This window comes from Campylobacter sp. IFREMER_LSEM_CL2127, assembly GCF_025771745.1.
Taxonomy (GTDB): domain Bacteria; phylum Campylobacterota; class Campylobacteria; order Campylobacterales; family Campylobacteraceae; genus Campylobacter_D.
Genome location: NZ_JAKMQV010000009.1, coordinates 1 through 21,090 on the forward strand (window position 1 = coordinate 1; position 21,090 = coordinate 21,090).

General features: G+C 29.1%; 23 protein-coding genes. 11 read left to right on the forward strand and 12 right to left on the reverse strand.

Annotated elements, in window-relative coordinates; all coding sequences use genetic code 11:
* Nucleotides 1-642: 642 nt before the first annotated feature.
* Entirely contained in the window at nucleotides 643-1,095 is a 453-nt protein-coding gene (locus L8V77_RS06225; protein WP_263679618.1) for a DUF411 domain-containing protein, read from the forward strand.
* Nucleotides 1,096-1,105: 10 nt separating this feature from the next.
* Here the strand turns inward: L8V77_RS06225 and L8V77_RS06230 are convergent, their stop codons facing one another.
* Genes L8V77_RS06230 through exbB form a run of 3 tightly spaced genes read right to left on the reverse strand, consistent with a single transcriptional unit; the run spans nucleotide 1,106 to nucleotide 2,569 of the window.
* Nucleotides 1,106-1,759: an energy transducer TonB gene (locus tag L8V77_RS06230; protein ID WP_263707194.1), complete on the reverse strand. Its 654-nt coding sequence runs from the start codon at nucleotides 1,757-1,759 to the stop codon at nucleotides 1,106-1,108.
* On the reverse strand, nucleotides 1,756-2,145 hold the full coding sequence (gene exbD, locus L8V77_RS06235) for a TonB system transport protein ExbD (RefSeq protein ID WP_263707195.1): 390 nt from the start codon (nucleotides 2,143-2,145) through the stop codon (nucleotides 1,756-1,758). The genes L8V77_RS06230 and exbD overlap by 4 nt, the downstream gene beginning before the upstream one ends.
* The gene (exbB, locus tag L8V77_RS06240) at nucleotides 2,138-2,569 is read right to left on the reverse strand and encodes a TonB-system energizer ExbB (RefSeq protein ID WP_149062773.1); all 432 of its coding nucleotides are present in this window, start codon (nucleotides 2,567-2,569) and stop codon (nucleotides 2,138-2,140) included. Before exbB ends, exbD begins: the two co-directional genes overlap by 8 nt.
* Nucleotides 2,570-2,723: 154 nt before the next feature.
* Between exbB and L8V77_RS06245 the strand changes: the two genes are divergently transcribed.
* Nucleotides 2,724-4,814, forward strand: coding sequence for a TonB-dependent receptor domain-containing protein (locus L8V77_RS06245; protein ID WP_263707196.1), 2,091 nt, complete (start codon nucleotides 2,724-2,726; stop codon nucleotides 4,812-4,814).
* On the opposite strand, the gene L8V77_RS06250 is transcribed toward L8V77_RS06245, so the two are convergent.
* Both L8V77_RS06250 and rho read right to left on the reverse strand, forming a co-directional pair.
* Nucleotides 4,811-6,343, reverse strand: coding sequence for a DNA polymerase III subunit gamma/tau (locus tag L8V77_RS06250; RefSeq protein WP_263707197.1), 1,533 nt, complete (start codon nucleotides 6,341-6,343; stop codon nucleotides 4,811-4,813). The genes L8V77_RS06245 and L8V77_RS06250 overlap by 4 nt on opposite strands.
* A gap of 2 nt (nucleotides 6,344-6,345) precedes the next feature.
* Nucleotides 6,346-7,650 (reverse strand): transcription termination factor Rho, encoded by a 1,305-nt coding sequence (gene rho, locus L8V77_RS06255; RefSeq protein WP_039617780.1) that lies wholly within the window; start codon nucleotides 7,648-7,650, stop codon nucleotides 6,346-6,348.
* A 175-nt stretch (nucleotides 7,651-7,825) separates the two neighbouring features.
* Here rho and L8V77_RS06260 point away from each other — a divergent pair, with 175 nt between their 5' ends.
* Together L8V77_RS06260 and ccoS are read left to right on the forward strand one after the other, a co-directional pair.
* Nucleotides 7,826-10,171 carry a heavy metal translocating P-type ATPase gene (locus tag L8V77_RS06260; protein ID WP_263707198.1) on the forward strand — a complete coding sequence of 782 codons (2,346 nt, stop codon included), beginning with the start codon at nucleotides 7,826-7,828 and terminating at the stop codon, nucleotides 10,169-10,171.
* The gene (gene ccoS, locus L8V77_RS06265; RefSeq protein WP_039668142.1) at nucleotides 10,168-10,377 is read left to right on the forward strand and encodes a cbb3-type cytochrome oxidase assembly protein CcoS; all 210 of its coding nucleotides are present in this window, start codon (nucleotides 10,168-10,170) and stop codon (nucleotides 10,375-10,377) included. The genes L8V77_RS06260 and ccoS overlap by 4 nt, the downstream gene beginning before the upstream one ends.
* Before the next feature lie 11 nt (nucleotides 10,378-10,388).
* On the opposite strand, the gene L8V77_RS06270 is transcribed toward ccoS, so the two are convergent.
* A complete protein-coding gene (locus tag L8V77_RS06270) occupies nucleotides 10,389-10,694 on the reverse strand; it encodes a cytochrome c553 (RefSeq protein ID WP_039668143.1) in 306 nt (101 codons plus the stop codon).
* Nucleotides 10,695-10,824: 130 nt separating this feature from the next.
* Here L8V77_RS06270 and L8V77_RS06275 point away from each other — a divergent pair, with 130 nt between their 5' ends.
* Genes L8V77_RS06275 through gmhA form a run of 4 tightly spaced genes read left to right on the forward strand, consistent with a single transcriptional unit; the run spans nucleotide 10,825 to nucleotide 14,206 of the window.
* Entirely contained in the window at nucleotides 10,825-11,340 is a 516-nt protein-coding gene (locus tag L8V77_RS06275; protein WP_263707199.1) for a D-glycero-alpha-D-manno-heptose-1,7-bisphosphate 7-phosphatase, read from the forward strand.
* Nucleotides 11,337-12,290: an ADP-glyceromanno-heptose 6-epimerase gene (gene rfaD, locus L8V77_RS06280; protein ID WP_263707200.1), complete on the forward strand. Its 954-nt coding sequence runs from the start codon at nucleotides 11,337-11,339 to the stop codon at nucleotides 12,288-12,290. Before L8V77_RS06275 ends, rfaD begins: the two co-directional genes overlap by 4 nt.
* Entirely contained in the window at nucleotides 12,283-13,656 is a 1,374-nt protein-coding gene (gene rfaE1 / locus L8V77_RS06285; protein WP_263707202.1) for a D-glycero-beta-D-manno-heptose-7-phosphate kinase, read from the forward strand. Before rfaD ends, rfaE1 begins: the two co-directional genes overlap by 8 nt.
* Nucleotides 13,646-14,206, forward strand: a complete 561-nt coding sequence (gene gmhA, locus L8V77_RS06290; protein ID WP_263679606.1) for a D-sedoheptulose 7-phosphate isomerase — start codon at nucleotides 13,646-13,648, stop codon at nucleotides 14,204-14,206. Before rfaE1 ends, gmhA begins: the two co-directional genes overlap by 11 nt.
* A gap of 7 nt (nucleotides 14,207-14,213) precedes the next feature.
* On the opposite strand, the gene pyk is transcribed toward gmhA, so the two are convergent.
* The 6 genes from pyk to L8V77_RS06320 all read right to left on the reverse strand — a co-directional run bounded on the left by pyk (nucleotide 14,214) and on the right by L8V77_RS06320 (nucleotide 19,613).
* Nucleotides 14,214-15,665 carry a pyruvate kinase gene (pyk, locus tag L8V77_RS06295; RefSeq protein WP_263664164.1) on the reverse strand — a complete coding sequence of 484 codons (1,452 nt, stop codon included), beginning with the start codon at nucleotides 15,663-15,665 and terminating at the stop codon, nucleotides 14,214-14,216.
* A 12-nt stretch (nucleotides 15,666-15,677) separates the two neighbouring features.
* Complete coding sequence (locus L8V77_RS06300; RefSeq protein ID WP_263707204.1) at nucleotides 15,678-17,024, reverse strand: FAD-dependent oxidoreductase; 1,347 nt, start codon at nucleotides 17,022-17,024, stop codon at nucleotides 15,678-15,680.
* A gap of 107 nt (nucleotides 17,025-17,131) precedes the next feature.
* Complete coding sequence (locus tag L8V77_RS06305; protein ID WP_263683203.1) at nucleotides 17,132-17,755, reverse strand: type III pantothenate kinase; 624 nt, start codon at nucleotides 17,753-17,755, stop codon at nucleotides 17,132-17,134.
* Nucleotides 17,742-18,074, reverse strand: coding sequence for a hypothetical protein (locus tag L8V77_RS06310; RefSeq protein WP_263707206.1), 333 nt, complete (start codon nucleotides 18,072-18,074; stop codon nucleotides 17,742-17,744). Before L8V77_RS06310 ends, L8V77_RS06305 begins: the two co-directional genes overlap by 14 nt.
* A gap of 1 nt (nucleotide 18,075) precedes the next feature.
* Nucleotides 18,076-19,071: a hypothetical protein gene (locus L8V77_RS06315; RefSeq protein ID WP_263707207.1), complete on the reverse strand. Its 996-nt coding sequence runs from the start codon at nucleotides 19,069-19,071 to the stop codon at nucleotides 18,076-18,078.
* A complete protein-coding gene (locus tag L8V77_RS06320; RefSeq protein ID WP_263707208.1) occupies nucleotides 19,068-19,613 on the reverse strand; it encodes a hypothetical protein in 546 nt (181 codons plus the stop codon). The genes L8V77_RS06315 and L8V77_RS06320 overlap by 4 nt, the downstream gene beginning before the upstream one ends.
* A 149-nt stretch (nucleotides 19,614-19,762) precedes the next feature.
* Between L8V77_RS06320 and gatC the strand changes: the two genes are divergently transcribed.
* Genes gatC through L8V77_RS06335 form a run of 3 tightly spaced genes read left to right on the forward strand, consistent with a single transcriptional unit; the run spans nucleotide 19,763 to nucleotide 21,086 of the window.
* A complete protein-coding gene (gatC, locus tag L8V77_RS06325) occupies nucleotides 19,763-20,050 on the forward strand; it encodes an Asp-tRNA(Asn)/Glu-tRNA(Gln) amidotransferase subunit GatC (protein WP_263664170.1) in 288 nt (95 codons plus the stop codon).
* A 21-nt stretch (nucleotides 20,051-20,071) separates the two neighbouring features.
* The gene (locus tag L8V77_RS06330; RefSeq protein WP_263664171.1) at nucleotides 20,072-20,641 is read left to right on the forward strand and encodes a CvpA family protein; all 570 of its coding nucleotides are present in this window, start codon (nucleotides 20,072-20,074) and stop codon (nucleotides 20,639-20,641) included.
* Entirely contained in the window at nucleotides 20,631-21,086 is a 456-nt protein-coding gene (locus L8V77_RS06335) for a Fur family transcriptional regulator (protein WP_039617809.1), read from the forward strand. The genes L8V77_RS06330 and L8V77_RS06335 overlap by 11 nt, the downstream gene beginning before the upstream one ends.
* The last annotated feature ends 4 nt before the right edge of the window (nucleotides 21,087-21,090 follow it).

Below are 21,090 nucleotides of genomic sequence, written 5' to 3' on the forward strand. Positions count from 1 at the left end.
AATCTATTCTACGGTTTTTAGGTTTATTATTTTATTTTTGTGGTTTTTATTTAATTGTATTCCTTTTTATTTTTTAATTTATTTTTATTCTTTATTGTTTTATTTTTTTGCTATGGTTTTTTATTTTTGTTTTTAGTTGTTTGTGTTTTTAGTGATTTGGCTTTTGGATTTATATTGTTTGGGGATTTAGTTGTTTTATCTTTAAAATGTTTATAGCGAGTTTGATAAATTTGGTTTTTTTAGTTTTTATTGCTTATGTTTTTGCTTTTTTATTGATCTGAAAAATTAGATTTGTTTAGTTGTTTAGTTGTTTAGTTGTTTAGTTGTTTAGTTGTTTTTATGGCTTAGATTTGTGTTGTTGGTTATTGAATTGTTATTTGGTGGGTTGGGGGGGGGTTAAAATATTTATAACAAATTTGGGTTTAAGTTTTTAATAGAGTTTATAAATTTTGTTTGAAATTATTCATTGAATGTTTTATTTGGTATATAGCTTGGGTTTTAGTTGTAGGTAAAAAAAGTATTTGTGAGTGAAGTAAGAGTGTATTTTTGTTTTTTTATAGATTTTAAAATAAAAATTATTGGTTTTATAAAAAATATTAATTTTTATAATGTATTTTATCTTTTTGTTTTTTTGGAGGATATATGAAAAAATTATTTTTAACTTTATCACTGGGTTTTGCAACTTTATTGGCTAATGAGAAATTATTAAATATTTATGAAAGTCCTACTTGTGGATGCTGTGATCTTTGGGCTAATTATATGAAAGATAAAGGTTATAAAGTGCAAATACACAAAAGCGATGATTTTTTAAAAATAAAAGAAAAAATGAATATTCAGCCTATGTATCAAAGTTGCCATACTGGCGTAATTGATGGTTATGTTATAGAAGGGCATGTGCCTGAAGATGCAGTTGCTTGGCTTTTGAAAAATAAACCTGAAGATGTTATAGGTATTTCTGCTCCTGGTATGCCTCAGGGAAGTCCTGGAATGGAGCAAGGCTATGAAGAAGAATACCCTGTAGTTTTGATGCTTAAAAATGGAGACTATAAAATTTATGGGATCTATAGAGGACATAATTTAATCAAGACAAACTAAGCAATTTTGCTTAGTTTATTTTATATATTAATGGTATTCTTATATGAAAAGTTTTTTCATATTGTGGAAAATTCTTAGACGCTATACGTATAGTTTCTAAGGCACTATCGTTCAATAATTTATATTTTGATGGTTTTAATATTTTTAAGTTTAATAGATTTTTATCTTTAGTCCATGTGAATTCTACTAAAATTTCGCCACTCATTCGCATTTTTTTGGCTTGTCTAGGATAGATTAAAGCTTCATCTATAGCTTGTTTGACTTCTTTTAAAAGTTCATTGTTATTAGCTAAAGATATGCTTTCTTGAGAAGTTATTGGAGTGTTTTTTTCTTGTGTTATAGTTTTTTGAGGTTTTATTTTTTCATTTAATTGATTTATTGTCTTGGTATTGGTTAAAGTATTTGTTTTTTTAGGTTGCATAATAGCTTTTTCTTTTGTTTGTTTTGGCTTTTTTATTTTTTCTTGTTTAGGTTGTTCCGTTTTTGTTTTAGGGGAATCTTGTAAAAATTGTTTTATAGCTATATTAAATTTTTCTTCTTTTGAAGAGCTATGTTGTATATGTAAAAAATTCTTAGTATAAATAAAAACAAAAAATAAAGGCAAAAAGAGAAATAAAGTGATAAAAAATGACTGATTTTTATGATTATTTATAAATGCTTTCATCTTTTTTGCTCTGTTAAAATTTGAAAATTTTCATGATTTTTATTTTTTAAAATATCAATAATTTTTACAAAACTTTCAAATTTTGCTTCTTTATCACTTTTTAACTCTACTAATGTTTTAGAATCTATAGTGTTAAATTTTGCTTTTATTTCTTCTAAGGAAGCTGTTTTTCCATCGATATAAAATTCATTTTCTTTATTGATTAAAATACTCATTTTGTCTTTATTTTCGTTTATGGAATTTGAATTTTCACTTTGAGGTAGATTGATTTTAATTTCACCATGCGCGATAAAGGTGGATATGCTTAAAACAATAGCTAGTAAAACAAGCATTATGTCTATAAAAGGAATGATGTTTAAACCTTCATTTTTTGGTAATTTAAGCATTTTTATCCTTAAAAATACGATATGCATTACTCAAGGTTGATATTTTTCTAAGTAATCCATTGTAAGCCATTAAAGAAGGGATAGCAACTAAAATTCCTAATGCTGTAGCTTTTAAAGCTAGCGATAAACCAATAACAATAGATTTAACATCAATATTCCCACTTGCGCCCATGTCATAAAATGTAATCATAATCCCCACTACAGTTCCCAAAAGTCCTACATAAGGAGCATTAGTGTAAATGATATAAAGCATGGTGAGATTTTCACTAATTGCATCATCAAATTTTTCTTGACATTGATAATCATTTAGCTTAATTTTTCTAAAAAACAATATACGTTCTATAGTGCACCATATAGCAATAAATGCCATTATTCCTAAAACAATAAATATAATTAAGTCAATGTAAGTTTTTAAAAATTCCATCTTATCCTCGTTTTATTTTTTTGTGATTATATTACTAAAAATTAAATTTTTTATTAATAACAATTATCATAATTGATACAATAAATTTATTTTAAATTAATAATTATTATCATAATATTCCAGTTTTGAAAATATATTTATAAGAAAGGAAATAATGAAAAAACATTGTTTATCGTTTTGTGTTGCTAGTTTTTTGATCTGCAATGCTTTATCGCAAGAAGTTTTATTAGATAGCTCCATAGTAAGCGCTTCTGGTTTTTCTCAAGATATTAAAGAAGCCCCTGCTACTATAAATGTGATTAGCAAAAAAGATTTAGAAAGTAAGCCTTATAGAGATGTTGCCGAAGCTATTGCTGATATTCCTGGTGTGGATTTATTTGCTAGTAAAGGAAAAACTGGATCTTATAATATTACCATGAGAGGTATTACAGGATACACTTTAATTTTAATTGACGGACGGCGACAAGGGATAGGTGGAGAAGTAGGGCCTAATGGTTTTAATGAAATTTCAAATTCATTTCTGCCTCCAATTTCTAGCATAGAAAGAATAGAAGTAATCAAAGGACCAATGAGTACTTTATATGGTTCTGAAGCTTTAGGTGGTGTTGTAAATATCATCACAAAAAAAGTAAGTGATAAATGGGAAACATCAGTTAGTTTAGATGGTATTTTTAATGCACATAAAGAATGGGGCAATACTTATGGTACAAGTATATATTCAAGCGGCCCGTTGATGAATGATCGCCTAGGATTAACCTTACGTTTTAGAGAGTTTTATAGGGAACAATCTAATGTTGAATTTAGCAATGGAAGTGGACAAAGAGTGCAAGGTGATCAAGCGCAAAGTCCTACAAAAGCTAACAATTTTAATTTAGGAACTAGGTTAAACTATTTAGTAGATGATTATAATACTTTGATATTTGATATTGATTTTTCAAGAAATCATTATGATAACAAAAAAGGCCAACTAGGAACGCTGACTAAGCCATCTGGTGATAATGGGGCTTTAACAGGTGGTTATACAGATACTATGCAAGTAGATAAGTTGGTAACTTATTTAAGTCATGAGGGGGTATATGAAGACTTTTCGATTACTTCTACCTTGCAGTATAACCGTGTAAGTAATGATGGTCGTGAGGTAGTTGGTCAAAAAACACAACCATTTTTAGGACAAAATAGAGATATAGTTGCTGAAGATATTATCGTAGATACAAGATCAGTTATTCCTTTAGGCCAAAGTCATATTTTAAGCGTGGGTGGTGAATATAGACTTGAAAAAATGCAAGATAAAATCGCTAATCCTACAAATTTTGATCAATATTTATTAGCTTTTTTTGCAGAAGATGAATATAGTATAAGAGATGATTTGAGATTTACTTTTGGCGCAAGATATAATCATCATGAAATTTTTGGAAATAATATTTCACCAAGAGCTTATTTAGTTTATAATCCTACTAGCGAACTTACTTTAAAGGGTGGTGTTTCAACGGGCTTTAGAACTCCATATGCTAATAGATTGATAGCAGGTGCTTATAATTATAGTGGACAGGGTAAGTACCCTATGTATGGAAATCCAAATTTAAAAGAAGAAACATCGCTTAATTATGAATTAGCTGCTGTTTATAATAATGACTTATTTTATATTTCAGCAACTGGCTTTCTAACCAATTTCAAAGATAAAATTTCTAGTCAAAAATTTAGCAATGGCAGTATGATTTCGGGTGTTGGAGAATGCGAAGCTGAGTCTTGTTATCAAGCGATTAATCATGGCAAAGTTGAATACAAAGGCATAGAGCTTGGAGCAGGGATTACCCCTATAGAACATTTAAATTTAGATTTAGCTTACACTTATCTTGATAGTGAAGTAAAAGATGCACAAGATAAAACTGTGATAGGAAAGCCAGAAATTGATAGTCTAAAACACAATATCATGCTAAAAGCAAGTTATAATATCTTTAATAAATTCACTCCATGGGTAAAAGGCGAATGGCAAATAGATCGATATATGGGTGATACAAATATTAATAGAGAATACTATCAAGATGTCTTTTTAGCTTCTATGGGTGTGCGTTATGATATCAATAAAAATTGGAACATTAATGCAGCAATTTATAATCTTTTTAATAAAAGTTTTACAAATGATTGGGAATCTTATAAAAGTGGTACAGATGAAATTTGGGTAAATACTTATAACCGCATAGAAGAGGGAAGAAGAATTTATATTTCAATCAATGGTAGTTTTTAATTGTGTATAGTTGGGGAACCAAAGAGCTTATTAAGAGCTTCTTTGGTTTCGTCTTTAGGATTGTATTTTTTAGCATCTTTTTTAAAATTTTCAAAATGTTCATTTAAATTTGGAGTGCTTTTTACTTCTTGTTTTATGGGAGTTTTGAATATATCTTGTAGTTTTTGAGTGTCTATGGTTTCTGTTTTTTGAATTTTGATTTGTGCTTTTTCTCCAAAAAGCTCATGAAATAATGTTTTGATTAATTTAAAACCATTGTTTAAAACCATTCTATCATTATCTTTAGCGTGTGAGCTAATGCTTAAAATGTCATCTTCAAAAGAAATAAATTGAGTGGTTTTTTTAAAAACTTCAGCTAAGTCATAATCTCTTTTATATATTGCTTTTAAGAGATTTTCATAAGGATTAAGTTTTTCTTCTTTAGGAGTTTGTTGAATAGAAGGAATTTCTTGTTGTTTTGGACTTGGCATGCTATCTTGTTTTGAGCTTTTAATAGCCTCATCAATGCTTTTTAAATAAGTTGCTTCAATAAGCATGAAAGCCATAACGCAAAGTACAAAACTATCATCATCGCTAGAATTTAACATAGTCTTAGCACGCGAAAGAATTCTAAAAAATCTTTCATAAATTAACATAGAAAAAAGATTATTTTTGGCAAAAAACGCTTCTTTTAGAAAAAATATCATCTCATCAATGACATTGCTTGCTTCATAATCTTCAAATTCTTTTAAAAACTCAAGAACTTTATCCTTATCATTAGCTAAAATGGCTTGATAAAATTCTTCAATTTTAGCTGGATCTAAAAAGCCTAGCATAGCAGTGATTTTTTGTGTTTGTATATCATTTTGACAATATACTATGGCTTGATCTAGTAAGGTTAGAGTATCTCTTAAAGAACCATTTCCGCTTCTTGCTATGAGTTTTAAAGCTTCTTTTTCATAGTTGATATTTTCTTTTTTCAAAATCCACTCAAGATGATTTAAGATATCATGGGTAGAAATTTGCTTAAATCTAAAATGCTGTGTTCTTGAAAGAACTGTGGCAGGAAGTTTTAAAGGATCGGTTGTTGCTAGTATAAATTTTACATAACTTGGTGGCTCTTCTAAGGTTTTAAGCAAAGCATTTGCAGCTTGTGGGGTGAGCATATGTACTTCATCGATAATAAAAATTTTAAACCTAGCTAAAGATGGAGCGTATTTGACTTGCTCGATAAGCTCTTGTATATCTTCTAAGCTTCTATGGCTTGCAGCATCCATTTCTATAATGTCTATATTAGAGCCATTAAGCGAAGATAAACATTGAGAGCATTCTCCACAAGGATTAGCACTTGGTCCATTTTCGCATACTAGAGCTCTTGAAAAAATTCTTGCACTTGAAGTCTTTCCGCTTCCGCGTAACCCTGAGAATAAGTAAGCGTGCGCTAAACGGTTATTTTCAAGAGCATATTTTAAGCTTGTAGAAACAGTATTTTGCCCTACAAGCTCATTGAAATTTTTTGGTCTGTATTTAACAGCAAGAGCTTGAAGCATTGCTACTCATTCATGATAGATAATAACTCTTCGTTGCTTTTAGTTTTTAGCATTTTAGAGTATAAAAATTTTAATGCTTCTATATCATCCATTTGTGAAATAGCTGATCTAATTGCCCAAATTTTTTGAAGTTTTTCAACACCTTGGAGCAATTCTTCTTTTCTAGTACCTGATTTTATGATGTTAATTGCAGGGTAAATTCTTCTATCTGAAATATTTCTATCAAGAACGATTTCGCTATTTCCCGTTCCTTTAAATTCTTCAAAAATTACTTCATCCATTCTTGAGCCTGTTTCTATCAAAGCAGTTGCTATAATGGTTAATGAGCCACCATGTTCTATATTTCTAGCTGCACCAAAAAAGCGTTTTGGTTTATGCAAGGCATTTGCATCAACCCCACCGCTTAAAACCTTACCACTACTTGGCGTAGCGGTATTATAAGCTCTTGCTAATCTTGTAATAGAATCAAGCAAAATAATGACATCTTTACCTGTTTCTACCATCCTTTTTGCTTTTTCTATAACAAGTTCAGCTACCCTAACATGATTATAAGCAGGTAAGTCAAAAGTTGAGCTAAAAACTTCGCCTTTGACACATCTTTGCATATCTGTAACTTCTTCAGGGCGCTCATCTACCAAAAGCACAATCAAATGAGCCTCTGGGTGATTTTTGGCAATAGCAGTAGCTAATTCTTTCATTAGCTCAGTTTTACCAGTTCTTGGAGGTGCTACGATTAAGCTTCTTTGGCCTTTTCCTATAGGGGCAAATAAGTCAAGCATTCTACCTGTAAGTTTTAAAGGATCGTATTCTAATTTGATTTTTTCAGTTGGAAAAATTGGAGTAAGATTGTCAAATAAAGGTCTTTCTCTAGCTTCTTTTAATGGAAGATAATTAATTGCTTCGATTTTTAACAAAGCATAGTATTTTTCTTGATCTTTTGGTTCTCTAACTTGACCAGTAACTATATCTCCAACACGCAGAGCAAATTTGCGAATTTGTGAGTTTGACACATAAGCATCATTTACACTATCGCTTAAATTTGAATCCATTCCACGCAAAAAGCCATAGCCTTCAGGTGAAATTTCTAAAATTCCTGTAAAGAGTATAAAACCACCTTTTTTGGTTTGTGCTTTTAGAATTTCAAAAATAAGATCTTGTCTTCTAAATTCTCTTGGGTTTTCTATTTCTGCTTCATTAGCAATTTTAACTAAGCTTTCTAGATCAAGCAACTTTAAATCTTCTATCTTATAACCTTCCACTGGAATGTGTGTTCTTTGATGTTGTTTTTTTTCTTTTGTATTTTCCATATATCCTCTAAAATGTAGAAAATGTAGTATTTAATAATGAATAAGAGATTTTATTCAAAAAAATGCTTCTTTGTCAAATTTTTAAAATTATAATATAGCTTTGTAAATAATTTTTAAAATAGCGATTTTAAAAAAATGATAAAATATTGTAAAAAATTATTGAAGAAAGTATAAGATGAAATGTAAACACTGCCAATTAAGTTTCAGACAAGATCAAATGATAGAAAAAAATGGAAATTATTTTTGTTGTAAAGGCTGTGAAAGTGTTTATGAGATTTTACAAGAAAATAACTTGGAAGAATTTTATGAAAAACTTGGCAATCAAACCCTAACTCCTGCCATAATAGAACATAATGTTAAAGATTATGAAAAATACATACAACAAACCAAAGAAGGTTTTAGTGAGATTTTTTTACTTATAGAAGAAATTCATTGTGCTGCCTGTGTTTGGCTTAATGAAAAAATTCTCATTAAAAGTGAAGGAGTGATAGAAGTTGATATTAATTCTATTACTCATAAAGCTAGAATTGTTTTTGATGAAAAAAGTATAAATTTAGCAAAAATTATCCAAAGCATAGAAAGTATTGGTTATAAAGCTAGTGTGTATTTACCTACAAAAAATGAGCAAAGAGCAACTCAAACCAAAAGAGATTTTTATGCAAAATTAATAGTTGCCATAGCTTGTGTGATGAATATCATGTGGATATCTGTAGCCAAGTATGCTGGGTTTTTTAGTGGCATGGAAGCTGATACTAAGGATATTTTACATTTTGCTGAATTTTTACTTTGTACTCCTGTGCTTTTTTATACAGGCTCAATCTTTTATAAAAATGCCTATTATACTTTGAAATTTAAAAGTGTTAATATGGATACTTTGGTAATTAGTGGGGCAAGTTTAGCTTATATATATTCAATATGGGCAATGTTTTCAAGAGCTTCGCAAGTGTATTTTGATTCTGTGGCAATGATTGTTTGTTTTGTTTTTATAGGAAAGTACTTAGAGCTTTTAAGTAAGAAAAAAGCCCTTGATACGCTTGATCATTTACGATCGTTTTTAAGCAGTGAAGTAAGGGTTTTAAAAAATGACAAAATAGAAAATATCGATGTAGAAGAAGTGCAAATAGGAGATATTATAGAATTAAAAGAAGGCGATAGAATTTTAATAGATGGAGTGTGTGTTAGTGGTAATATTAGCTTGGATATGTCTAGTTTAAGTGGAGAGAGTTTACCACTTGATGTGCAAAAAGATGATATGATTTATTCTGCTTCTTTGGTTTTAAGCGGGAATGCTTTATATAGGGCAAATGCACTTTATAAGGATTCTAAATTGGCTAGGATTATTAATTTACTTGAAAACTCCAGTTCAAAAAAAGCCAAAATAGAAAAAATGGTACAGCAAGTAAGTAAGTATTTTTCACCTATTATCTTAACTTGTGCTTTACTTTGTTTTACTTTTACTTTTTTTGTGTTAAATTTGGGTTTTGAAGAAGCCATGATACGCATGGTTTCTGTGTTAATTATAGCTTGTCCATGTGCTTTAGCTTTGGCTACTCCGGTGAGTTCTTTAGTAGCAATTAGTGCTGGTTTGAAAGAAAAAATTTTATTTAAAGAAGCAGGCGTTGTGGAGGATTTGAGTAAGTGTAATGTGGTTGTGTTTGATAAAACAGGGGTTTTAACAAAGGTTAGCTTAGAAGTTAAAAAAAGCTTTTTGGATGAGAGTTTGGATAAAAATGAGTTATTAAATTTCTTACACCTAACTAACCACCCAGTGGCTAAAAGCATTTTGAAATTTTTAGATGAAAAAATCGATGGCAGAATAGAATTTGAAAAAGTTCAAAATTTTCAAGCAAGAGGTTATAAAGCCTTTTTGGGCAAAGATGAATTTTTGGGAGGAAATGAGAAATTTTTCAAAGAAAATCATATGCAAGTACAAGAATTTCAAACCACGCATTTTATATTTGCTAAAAATAAAATTATATTAGCAGTTTTTGAGTTAGAAGATAGTATGAGAGAAAGCTCTGAAGAGTTGATTAGATTTATGAAAGAATGTAAAATGCAAATTTATATGTTAAGTGGTGATAATTTATCTGCTGTGAGTAAGGTGGCTGAAAAATTAAAAATAAATAATTTCAAAGCCTCGTGTATGCCAGAAGATAAAATGCAAATAATAGCTAATTTAAATCAAACAGGTAAGGTTTTAATGGTAGGAGATGGAGTAAATGATGCTTTAGCACTTTCTTATGCAGGTGTTGGGGTTTCTTTAAAAGAAGGTTCTGAACTTGCTATGGAAAATAGTGATATTATATTGTTAAAAAATGACCTAAAAAGCTTACAAAAAGCCATACAAATAGCTAAAAAAACTTATCAAATTATTAAACAAAATTTGGCTTTTTCTTTATTTTATAATGCCTTGAGCATGCCTTTAGCTTTTTTTGGTTTGATTAATCCCTTAATCGCGGCTTTATCAATGTCTTTTAGTAGTATAATAGTGATTTTAAATGCTTTAAGGATTAAAAAATGAACGGTGTTTTAATGATGATGATAGGCGTTTCTTTGGTTGCTTTGTTTTTGGCGATTTGCGCTTTGCTTTGGGGTATAAAGAATAAACAATTTGATGATGATTATAAATTTACTACTTTAAATGATAGTGAAGAAGCTTTAAATGATGCGGTGATTTTAGAAAAAAGAAAAAAAGAGGCTTTAGAAAAGAACAAAAAACAGCCATAAAGGCTGTTAAATTATTTTTTTAAGCTTTCGATATATTCTTCAATTGCTTTGAAATCTGCTTCTGTTAAACCTTTAAGGTTGATTTTCATGATAGCACCTTGGCCATAAGCGTTTCTTTTACCTGCTGCATAGTCTTTCATGTATTGCAATCTTTCAGCTGCAGTTAAAGAATTTAAAGCAGGAACTTTGTTAAGATAAACTTTATCTGCTTTAGCACCATGACATACTGCACATTTTTTGTAAAGTGTAGCACCATCTGCAGCAAAAGCTGAAACACCAAGACATGCTAAAGCTGATAAAACAAGTAGCTTTTTCATTGTATCACTCCTGTATAAATTGAAAATAAAATGTTTTGAATTATAAGCTTTTTTTATTTAAAGTCGCTTAAAAAACTTTTTTACTTGATAAATTATAAAAATCTTAATAAAAATACATTATAATTTTTTTATGAAAACAAGGGCGTTATTTTTAGATAGAGATGGGATTATTAATATAGATAAAAAATACGTTCATAAGATCAGTGATTTTGAATTTTGTGATGGTATTTTTGAACTTTGCGAATTTTTTCAAAAGCAAAATTTTTTAATTTTTGTAGCTACTAATCAATCAGGCATTGCAAGAGCTTATTATAGTGAAAAAGATTTTGAAATTTTAAGTTCATATATGTTGGATGAGTTTTTAAAAAGAAACATTAGAATAGAAAAAATTTATCACTGCTCGCATTTAGAAAATTGTGAATGTCGTAAGCCAAAACCCGGCATGCTTTTAAAAGCACAACAAGAATTTGATATAGATTTTTCACAATCTTTTTTTATAGGGGATAATTTAAGCGATATGCAAGCTGGAATTAATGCTGGTGTAAAAAATCTATTTTTGATTAATGAAAATTATAATGATGATAAAAACTATAAGGTCTTTAAAAATTTAAAAGAACTTTTGCATTATTTAAAGGATAGAAAATGAAAATAGTGATAACGGGTGGAGCAGGTTTTATAGGCTCTGCACTTGCTTTAGAACTTCAAGATAAACATGAAGTTTTGATTGTAGATAAAATGCGTTCAAGCGCTACTTTTGAAAATGGAAATTTAGAAAGCTTTGGCCATTTTAAAAATATTTTAGATTTTGAAGGTGAGCTTTATGTGGGTGATATTAACGATGAAAAAACTTTAAAAGTTATAAAAGATTTTAAACCCGATGCGATCTTTCATAAGGCTGCAATTTCAGATACAACTGTTTATGATCAAAACAAAGTTTTAAAGACTAATTTAAACACTTTTAAAGATTTTATAGAACTTGCTTTGGAGCTTAATGCAAAACTAATCTATGCAAGTTCAGCCTCAGTTTATGGAGATGCTCCAAGTCCGCAAACTGTAAATTTAAGTGAAGCCCCTAAAAACCCTTATGCATTTTCGAAATTAATGATGGATAAATTAGCAAAAAAATACTTTGATAAAATGCATATAGTCGGGCTTAGATATTTTAATGTGTATGGCAAGGGAGAATTTTTTAAAAATAGCACTGCTTCTATGATTTTGCAATTTGGACATCAAATTTTAGCGGGCAAAAGTCCGCGTTTATTTGAAGGAAGTGATCAAATTTATCGTGATTTTGTATATATTAAAGATGTTGTGAGTGCAAATTTGCAAGCTTTAGAAGCAAAAAGCGGAATTTATAATGTAGCTACAGGTAAGGCAAGAACTTTTCAAGATATAGTTGATATTTTACAAAAAGAATTAAACACTAATTATCCTTGTGAGTATATTCCTAATCCTTATAAAAACGCTTATCAATTTCATACTCAAGCAAAATTAGATGAGAGTTTTTCATATAAAGCTAAATTTGGTCTTGAAGAGGGAATAAAAGATTATTTAGATGAGATTAAAAGGCTTTATGAAAAGGAAGTAAATGTTTGATTTTTTAAGTTCTAAAAAGCCAAAAATTTTAGTTGTTGGGGATTTTATGGTGGATCATTATATATGGTGTGATTGTACTAGAATTTCTCCAGAAGCTCCTGTAATGGTGATGAAATCACAAAAAGAAGATAAAAGACTAGGTGGAGCTGGTAATGTATATGCAAATTTAAAAAGTCTTGGTGCTGAGGTTTTTGCTCTAGGACTTGTGGGTGATGATGAGAGTGGAAGATTTTTAAAAGAAAATTTAAATGCAAAATTATTAGTAGAAAAAGATAGAAAAACCCCTCTTAAGAGTAGAGTTTTATCATATTCTCAGCAAGTTTTAAGGCTTGATGATGAGAATGATTTTGATACTAAATTAGAAGATGAAATTATTCAAGAGTATAAAAAAATCGCAAAAGATTATGATGCGATTGTTTTGAGTGATTATGCCAAAGGGATTTTAACTTCAAAAGTAACAAAAGCTTTGATAGAGCATGCAAATACTTTAAATTTACCTATTTTGATTGATCCAAAAGGAAGTGATTTTAGCAAATATCAAAATGCAACCTTGCTAACTCCAAATAAAAAAGAAGCTATTCAAGCTTTGGGTGTAGAAAAAATTAATAATTTAGAAAAAGCTTTGAAAAAATTAAAAGATGATTTAAATTTAGCTTATTCTATTATAACTTTATCTGAAGAAGGAATAGCACTTTTTGATGAAAAATTACATATTATTCCTGCAAAAGCCTTGGAGGTTTATGATGTAACAGGAGCTGGGGATAGTGTTATAGCTATGCTTGCTTATGCTTTGGCTTTAAAAGTTGATATTGTAAAAGCGTGCGAGCTAGCAAATGATGCAGCAGCTGTTGTGGTAGCAAAAGTAGGAAGTGTGAGTGTAAGTTTAGAAGAGATAAAAAACCTCAAAAAAGCTTCTTTTGAAGATAAAATTAAAAGCAAAGAAGAGCTTGTAAAATTGCTACAAGATCAAAAAGTAGTTTTTACCAACGGGTGTTTTGATATTATGCATTATGGTCATATAAAATATCTTGAAAAAGCTAAAAAATTAGGAGATATCTTAGTTGTAGGTTTAAATTCAGATGAAAGCGTAAAAAGACTAAAAGGAAATTCAAGACCTATAAATTTAGAGTTTCAACGTGCATGTATGCTTGCGAGCATGTATTTTGTAGATTATGTAGTGATTTTTAATGAAGATACTCCTTATGAATTGATAGAGTTTTTAAAACCTGATGTGCTAGTTAAGGGAGCTGATTATAAAGACAAAGAGGTAGTGGGTTCAAATTTAGTAAAAAAAGTAGAATTGATCGACTTTGAAGATGGATTTAGCACTACCAATATAATTAATAGGATTGCAAATGATAAATAAAATCGAAAAGGAATTTATTCAACATCAAAAAACTTTAGAACAAAGTTTGAGTTTAAAAGAGCAAATTGCTATGGTTGCTCAAGAGTTAAAAGTGTGCTTGAAAAGTGGTGGGAAAATTTTAATTTGTGGAAATGGTGGAAGTGCTGCAGATAGCCAGCATTTTGCAGCTGAACTTAGCGGAAGATATAAAAAAGAAAGAAAGGCTTTAGCTGCTATTGCTCTAAGCACTGATACTTCTGCTTTAAGTGCTATAGGAAATGATTATGGTTTTGAATTTGTTTTTTCAAGGCAAGTTGAAGCTTTAGCTAGTGATAATGATGTATTGATTGGAATTTCTACTAGTGGAAAAAGTCCAAATGTGATTAAAGCTTTTGAAAAGGCCAAAGAAATTGGTGCTAAGTGTATAGGACTCAGTGGAAAGGGTGGTGGAGTGATGAATAAATTATGTGAGCATAATATAGTCATTCCAAGCGATGATACAGCTAGAATTCAAGAAATGCATATTTTAATTATACATTGTTTATGTGATTTGATAGAAGAAGAATATTAAGTTTGGGTTATTTTCCCAAACTTAAATAATATTCAATTTGATCTTTTTGTAAAATTCTAATTAAATTTGTACTTCCTGCAACACCTATTGGAAAACCTGCAGTAAGAGTATAAACTCCATCTTTTTTCATAAGGCCTTTTTCGACTCCAAGTTTTACAGAATTGCTTAAAAGCTCTGTTAAATTTTCATGTTTTTCTATTAATATAGCAGGTTGAACTCCCCAAACTATACTTAAAAAATTTAAAGCTTTTTTAGAATGAGTAATAGCTATGATATCCATTTTTGGACGATATCTTGCTGTTTTAACCGCAGAAGCACCACTACTTGTGATGGTAAAAATTGCATTTGCATTTAAATCGGTTGCTAGTTGTGTGCTTGATTTGGCAATAATATCGGTTTCATTGAAACATTTAAAGGTTTCAAATTTTTCATAAGGATAGTTTTTTTCTGTTTCTATAATGGTTTGAGTCATAATATCAACCGCATTTGCCGGATCAATCCCTACCGCGCTTTCTTCGCTAAGCATAACTGCATCAGTGCCATCAAGCACAGCATTAGCAACATCTGAAATTTCAGCTCTTGTGGCAGTTTTGGATTTTGCAAGTGAAAAAAGCATTTGAGTAGCAGTAATGACAGGTTTATTAGCTTCATTGGCTTTTTTAATGATGAGTTTTTGTATATTTGGCACTCTATAATAAGGCACTTCAATACCCAAATCCCCTCTTGCTACCATTATACCATCACTGCAATTTATGATTTCATCGATATTTTCAACAGCATCAAATTTTTCTATTTTTGCAAAAATAGCAATTTTGGCATTATTTTCATCAAGTATTTTCTTAACTTCATCAATATCATGAGCATTTTGTACAAAAGAGATGGCTAAAAAGTCAACATCATTTTTAATACCCCATGCAAGATCATCTTTATCTTTTTGGGTGATAACATCGATATTAATTTTTGTATTAGGAAAATTAATTCCCTTGTTTGAACTAAGCACCCCGCTATTTTCTACTTGGGTTTGGATAAAATCTTTTTCAACTTGCACTACTTTAGTTTTGATGGAGCCATCACAAAGATAGATGTATTCTCCTACCTTTAGCATTGAAAGAATTTCAGGATGATTAATACAGACTTTATAATGTTCATTAGAAAGTTTTTCTCCTTCAAAAGTATCCTTGTAAAAGTCTAGTCTATCTCCATTTTTTAATTCAAAAGCTTCTGGAATTTTTAAGGTTCTAATTTTTGGTCCACTAATATCTTGCAAAATTCCAATTCTTGCATTAAGTTCAGTTGCCACTTTTCTAATAGTAGTTAGATTTTGACTATGATACTCATGGGTTCCATGTGAAAAATTTAAACGAAAAACATTCACCCCATTAATAATCATTTGTCTTATTGTAGCTTCGTTTTCACTTGCTGGTCCAATCGTTGCAACTATTTTTGTTTTTTTTAGCATTTTTTATCCTTTTTATAGTAGTTCGCTAGTAAATAAATCCTCATTAAAATTAGCACCCAAGTATTGACAAATAAGTTTTGCATCTCTATAACCATTACCAAGACAGCTTGTAGCACCTGGACTTGGGGTCATGTTGAAAATTATACCTGGAATTTCAGTGATACTTGCTTCACCAAGCATTAATTCTCCTACCTTTTTATCAAGCACTTGAGGGCGCACTCCGCCAAAGTTTTTAGCATAGTAAATATCATCTGTTTTTAAACTAGGAACTATTTTTTTGGCATCTTTTACAAAAAGTCTTTTGTTAATATAAGGAATTTCAAACAAATAATTATAAAGAATATAATTTCTAATAGTAGAATCTTTAAAAAGATTAAAACAAATTTTAACTACATTCATGTCTAAGTTAAGTGTTTTGAAAAATTCAGGTAGTGATTTAAAACCATGGTATCTTTCTAACATAGGGATAACTAAGGCAGTAGGGCCAAAGCGTGTATTCATATTAGCTAATAAATCAGGATCACCATGTAGCGCAGCAAATGGTAGTTTTGGATTTTGCACCATGTAAACTTTACCATTTAAAATTTTTCTTTTAGACATATAAAAACTTCCTGCAACCGGAAAGCAAGATTTATCTAATCCTATACCCATTTTATGTGCCAAAAATAAAGAATGCGCTCCTGCATTTACTATAATAGATTTCGCGCTATATTCTTTAAAATCTTTTGTTTTAATATAAAAAATATCATCTTTTTTTTCTATAAACACAACTTCTTGATTATAGGCAACATGAGTATTTTTTCCTTGTTTGCAAGCTTGCTCTATAAGATTTTGACTCATCAAGCCAAAATCTACTGTAGTATAAACCGTTCCTGCTTCTACACCCATAGCTACTACTTCATCGGTTCTATCATTTATGCCATCTTCGCCTAATACAACATTAGGTTCTATTTGCTTAATTTCATCTTTAGTATAAAATTTAATATAAGGATATAATTCTTTAAATTCTTCATATCTATTTTTCATATACTCGCATTCTTTGTCTCCAACTGCAAGTGCGAGTTTTTGGTGTGAGTGCATAAACTTATTTTGTGCATTTTGCAAAAGACCATATTTTACAATCATATCTGCTGTTGTCTTAACTTTTTTTGCTTTTTCTAAAGTGTAATTTGTCTCTATATCACCACAGTGGATAGTTTGTGAATTGCTTGTGCTATGGCTATTTAAAGTTGCAGCGCTATTGTATTTTTCTAACAAAGCAATATTTTGAATATTTGTGTATCTAGCCAGCTCGTAAAATACTGCAGCACCAGAAATCCCACCGCCAATTACCACGGTATCAAAATGTTTTTGATCCATTGTTATCAATTCCTTTTGTGTGTTTGATTTTGCTAATAATATCAAAATATAGTTGTTTTGAGTAAATAAATTTTATAATTTCAAGTGCTTGGGTATAGAAATAAATTTTAAAGTATAAAATTTTCACAAACAGCTTTTTTCATACCTCTAAAAATTAAAAATTTATCATAAATTGCATAGTCGAAAAAATTTGCAAGAAATTGCCCATCTCCGCCTGTAAAATATAATTTTTTATCATATGCACTATCTTTTATAAGTAAATATATGCTTTTAAAAACTCCATAACTTAAAGCATCAACGGTTCTTTGAGGGAAAGCATCAAAATTAATCTGTGTATTTAGCTCGTATCTTAAACGTGATGAAATATTGGAAAAAGACTTTTTATAGCTTTCAATACCTGGGAGTATAAATCCCCCAAGATGAATAGAATTAGAAATAATATCTACAGTTATTGCAGAACCCGCATCAACTACAACACCATCTTCTATAGTGTAACATGCCGCTATTCTATCAACCCCTAAATTCTCATAAATAGTATCAAAATTAAAATATGAGGCAAGATTGATAAATAAAGGATTTTGTTCTAATCTTTGCTCTAAATTTGGATTTACATTGATATAAAATACTTTTTGCGTAGGTTCGTATTGTAAAAACTGCTCAATACTCATAGAATAAAATTTTTGCTCATTCAGAAAACTAGCGGTTGTATTACCAATATCACATAAAAGCATAATTTTTAATCCCTTTGGTAGCTAGATATTCTTTTGCTTTAGAACAAATTAAAGCTTGGTGAAATATAAAATAATTTTGAAAATTTAAGTTTAGAGTTTGGCTTATATTTTGAAAAATATCTTCAAAATCTAAACTTTCTTTTATTAAAATTTTACTTTTTGCAAAAGAAAATAAAATCAAACAACACTGTTTGTTTGTATTCTCTCCATAAATACAAATTAATTTTTTCTTTTTACTAAAAGCATGGATATCTAAGGATTTAGTATTTTTTAAAACAATCCCATATTTTATAAGAATATCACTAAGCTCTTGATTCATTTTAGTTTAATTGTAAAAATTTATTTTGAAAGAAAAATTTACCATTAGCCATAAAACTTTTTTTATCAACGGCTTCACTTAGTTTATATACTGTATAATCTTTTAAATTGGTGTTTAATTTGATTAAATAACCTGTTTTTTCAAAAATATACAAAGAGTTATTGTACAAGGTGCTTTTAGAAAACAGAGCAAACTGAAATTTTACTTCATCGATTTTTCTAAGATTATAATCATTTTTAATAACTCTTCCATCTTTTGTTAGTACAAAAATTTCATTATCATTAGTGTTTACTTCTTTAATATTTTCGTTTAAATATAAGGTTCTATTTGGAGTAACAACGATGATTTTTTGTGCAGTTGCGGCAACCATAGTATCATTTTTAACATGAAGATAGATGATATTGTTAAAAAATTCCTCACTACTTACTAAAATTTCTTTACTCACTTTTAGTGTGCTTTTATTAAGTATGGCTAATTTTCCATTAAGCATAGGATATATAATAATGGTATTTAAAAAATAAGGATTAGCATAACGACTATCTTGAGCATATGCTGTGCCAAGATTTTGAAGCATTTTAATACCAAGATTTTTATTTGCATATACTAAGGTATTGCTAGCTAAAATTAAAGCTATATCATCTCCATCTATACTTGCACTCACTACACTTTCATTAAATTTATGAGAAAATAATTCATCACCTTGTAAATTTAAAATCTTAAAATTTCCATTATCATCGCCAATAAGAACCTCTTCTTGTTGCATATTTATAATATGATAATTTTTATCTAGTTTAAAATTAATAATATTTCCCATAGTATCTATAAAGGAATTATTGCTTAATTGTGCTATATTGTTATTGAAATTTATAATTTTACCATTAATACTTTGAGAGCTATAAGGAAGCTGTTCTGCTTGCGTTGGTTGATAATACTCCCTTTTTGTGCCACAAGCACTAAAAAATATTAAAGTAATGATAAATAAATAAAAGTGTTTCATTTTATTCCTTGATAATGTTTTAAGCTTGTAATAATCTGCCATAAGGGAGAATTTATAGGTATTTTATTAAATTCTATATCTGCATTTTTAAAATCGTTTTGTTTTAGAAAATCAAAACCTACCAATAAGGTATTATAATCTTTCAAAAAGTTTGATTTTTGATTGTTTTGAGCAAGCACTATTTGTTTTAACAAAGGATCTATGTTAAGGCTTAAAGTTTGATTAAGATCTTGATTGTTTTGATTCATCATGAATATGGTGTATAGATTTGCATTTTTTTGTTTTAATTCTTCAAGTAATTTTTGGTCTGAAGGATTTTTCAATAAGTTGTTAAAAATTATATTACTTTCTTGAATATTACTTTCTTGTTTTAGATTGTAAAAATAACTTCCGCTAAGATATGCGATTAAAAGTACAATGATTACAATGAAATAGTATTTGTATTTTTTTATAAAGCGCTCAGATTTGATAAAATTTTCCATCATTTGCTCTTGAGAGCTTAATTCTGCTTGAACCGCTTTTAGGTTTTCTTTTAAAGCCATATTTTCCCTTTTTTAGCAAGAATAAACATTATTTATTGTTTTAAGTCTATAATTGTAACATATAAAAATGAAAAAATAAATGATTTTATGTTATAATTTTTAACCTAAAAAGAGTTTTCTTGAGTTAAAAATTAAGATTAAGGTAAATTATGCAAATTGATGATAAATTATTAACCAAACTTGAAAAGCTAAGTGCTTTAAAAATTGCCGATGATAAAAGACAAGAATTGGAAGAACAATTAAGTCAGATTGTTAATTTTGTAGAAAAATTAGATGAGCTAAAACTTGATGATGTTGAAGCTATGACTAGCACTACAAATGCTGCAACTCCATTTAGACTAGATGAAAGTAGAAAATCTGATGTGATAGATATGCTTAGCAAGCATGCTCCAAATTCTCAGGATGGATTTTTTATAGTCCCTAAGATAATTGAATAAAATATTTGGAGTTTAATATAGATGGAAAATTTTTCTTGGTTTGATGTATTTGTTTTAGGTTTAACTGCGATTTTAGGTTTAAAAGGTTTGGTAAGTGGCTTATTTAAGGAAATTTTTGGTTTATTAGGCATAGTTGGCGGGGTTTTACTTGCTTCAAGATATGCTAAAGAAGTAGCAGAAATTATTAATAATAATTTTTATGCAATTGAAAACGAAAATCTTGCGATTTTTGCGGGATTTTTGGTTTTGTTAATTGTAATTTGGGTAGCTTGTATGGCTTTGGGAAATATATTATCAAAGATTTTTAGTATGAGTGGTCTTGGTTTTATAGATCGTATAGGTGGATTTTTATTTGGTAGTGCTAAAATATTTTTGATTTTTGCAATTTTAGTGGCTTGTATTAATAATATAGAATTTTTAAATGCAAGCTTAGAAAAATATGCTAAAAATAGCTATACATTAGATCTACTTAGACAAACAGGTGATTTTATAATGAATACTGATTTTACTCAAAATGGTTTAGATAAAATACAAGAACAAATTATAGATTCTAATTTAAGTCTAAATTCGGAGGTAAATAATGCAAATTGAAAATATAGAATATGATGTTTTGCTTGAGCGTTTTAAAAAAACACTTAAAGATAATGGTCTAAAATATACTAAACAAAGAGAAGTGCTTTTAAAAACTTTATATAATAGCGATATGCATTATACTCCAGAAAGTCTATACGTAGAAATAAAGCAAAAAAATCCCGAATTAAATGTAGGCATTGCAACAGTTTATAGAACTTTAAATTTATTAGAAGAATCTGGTATGGCTACTTCTATATCTTTTGGTGCTTCAGGGAAGAAATTTGAACTTGCAAATAAACCTCACCATGATCATTTGATTTGTAAAAGTTGTGGCGAGATTGTAGAATTTGAAAATCCTATTATCGAACAGCAACAAATGTTAATCGCAAAAGAATATAATTTTAAATTAACAGGACATTTAATGCAACTTTATGGCCTATGTCCACAATGTAGTAAAAAATAAAGGT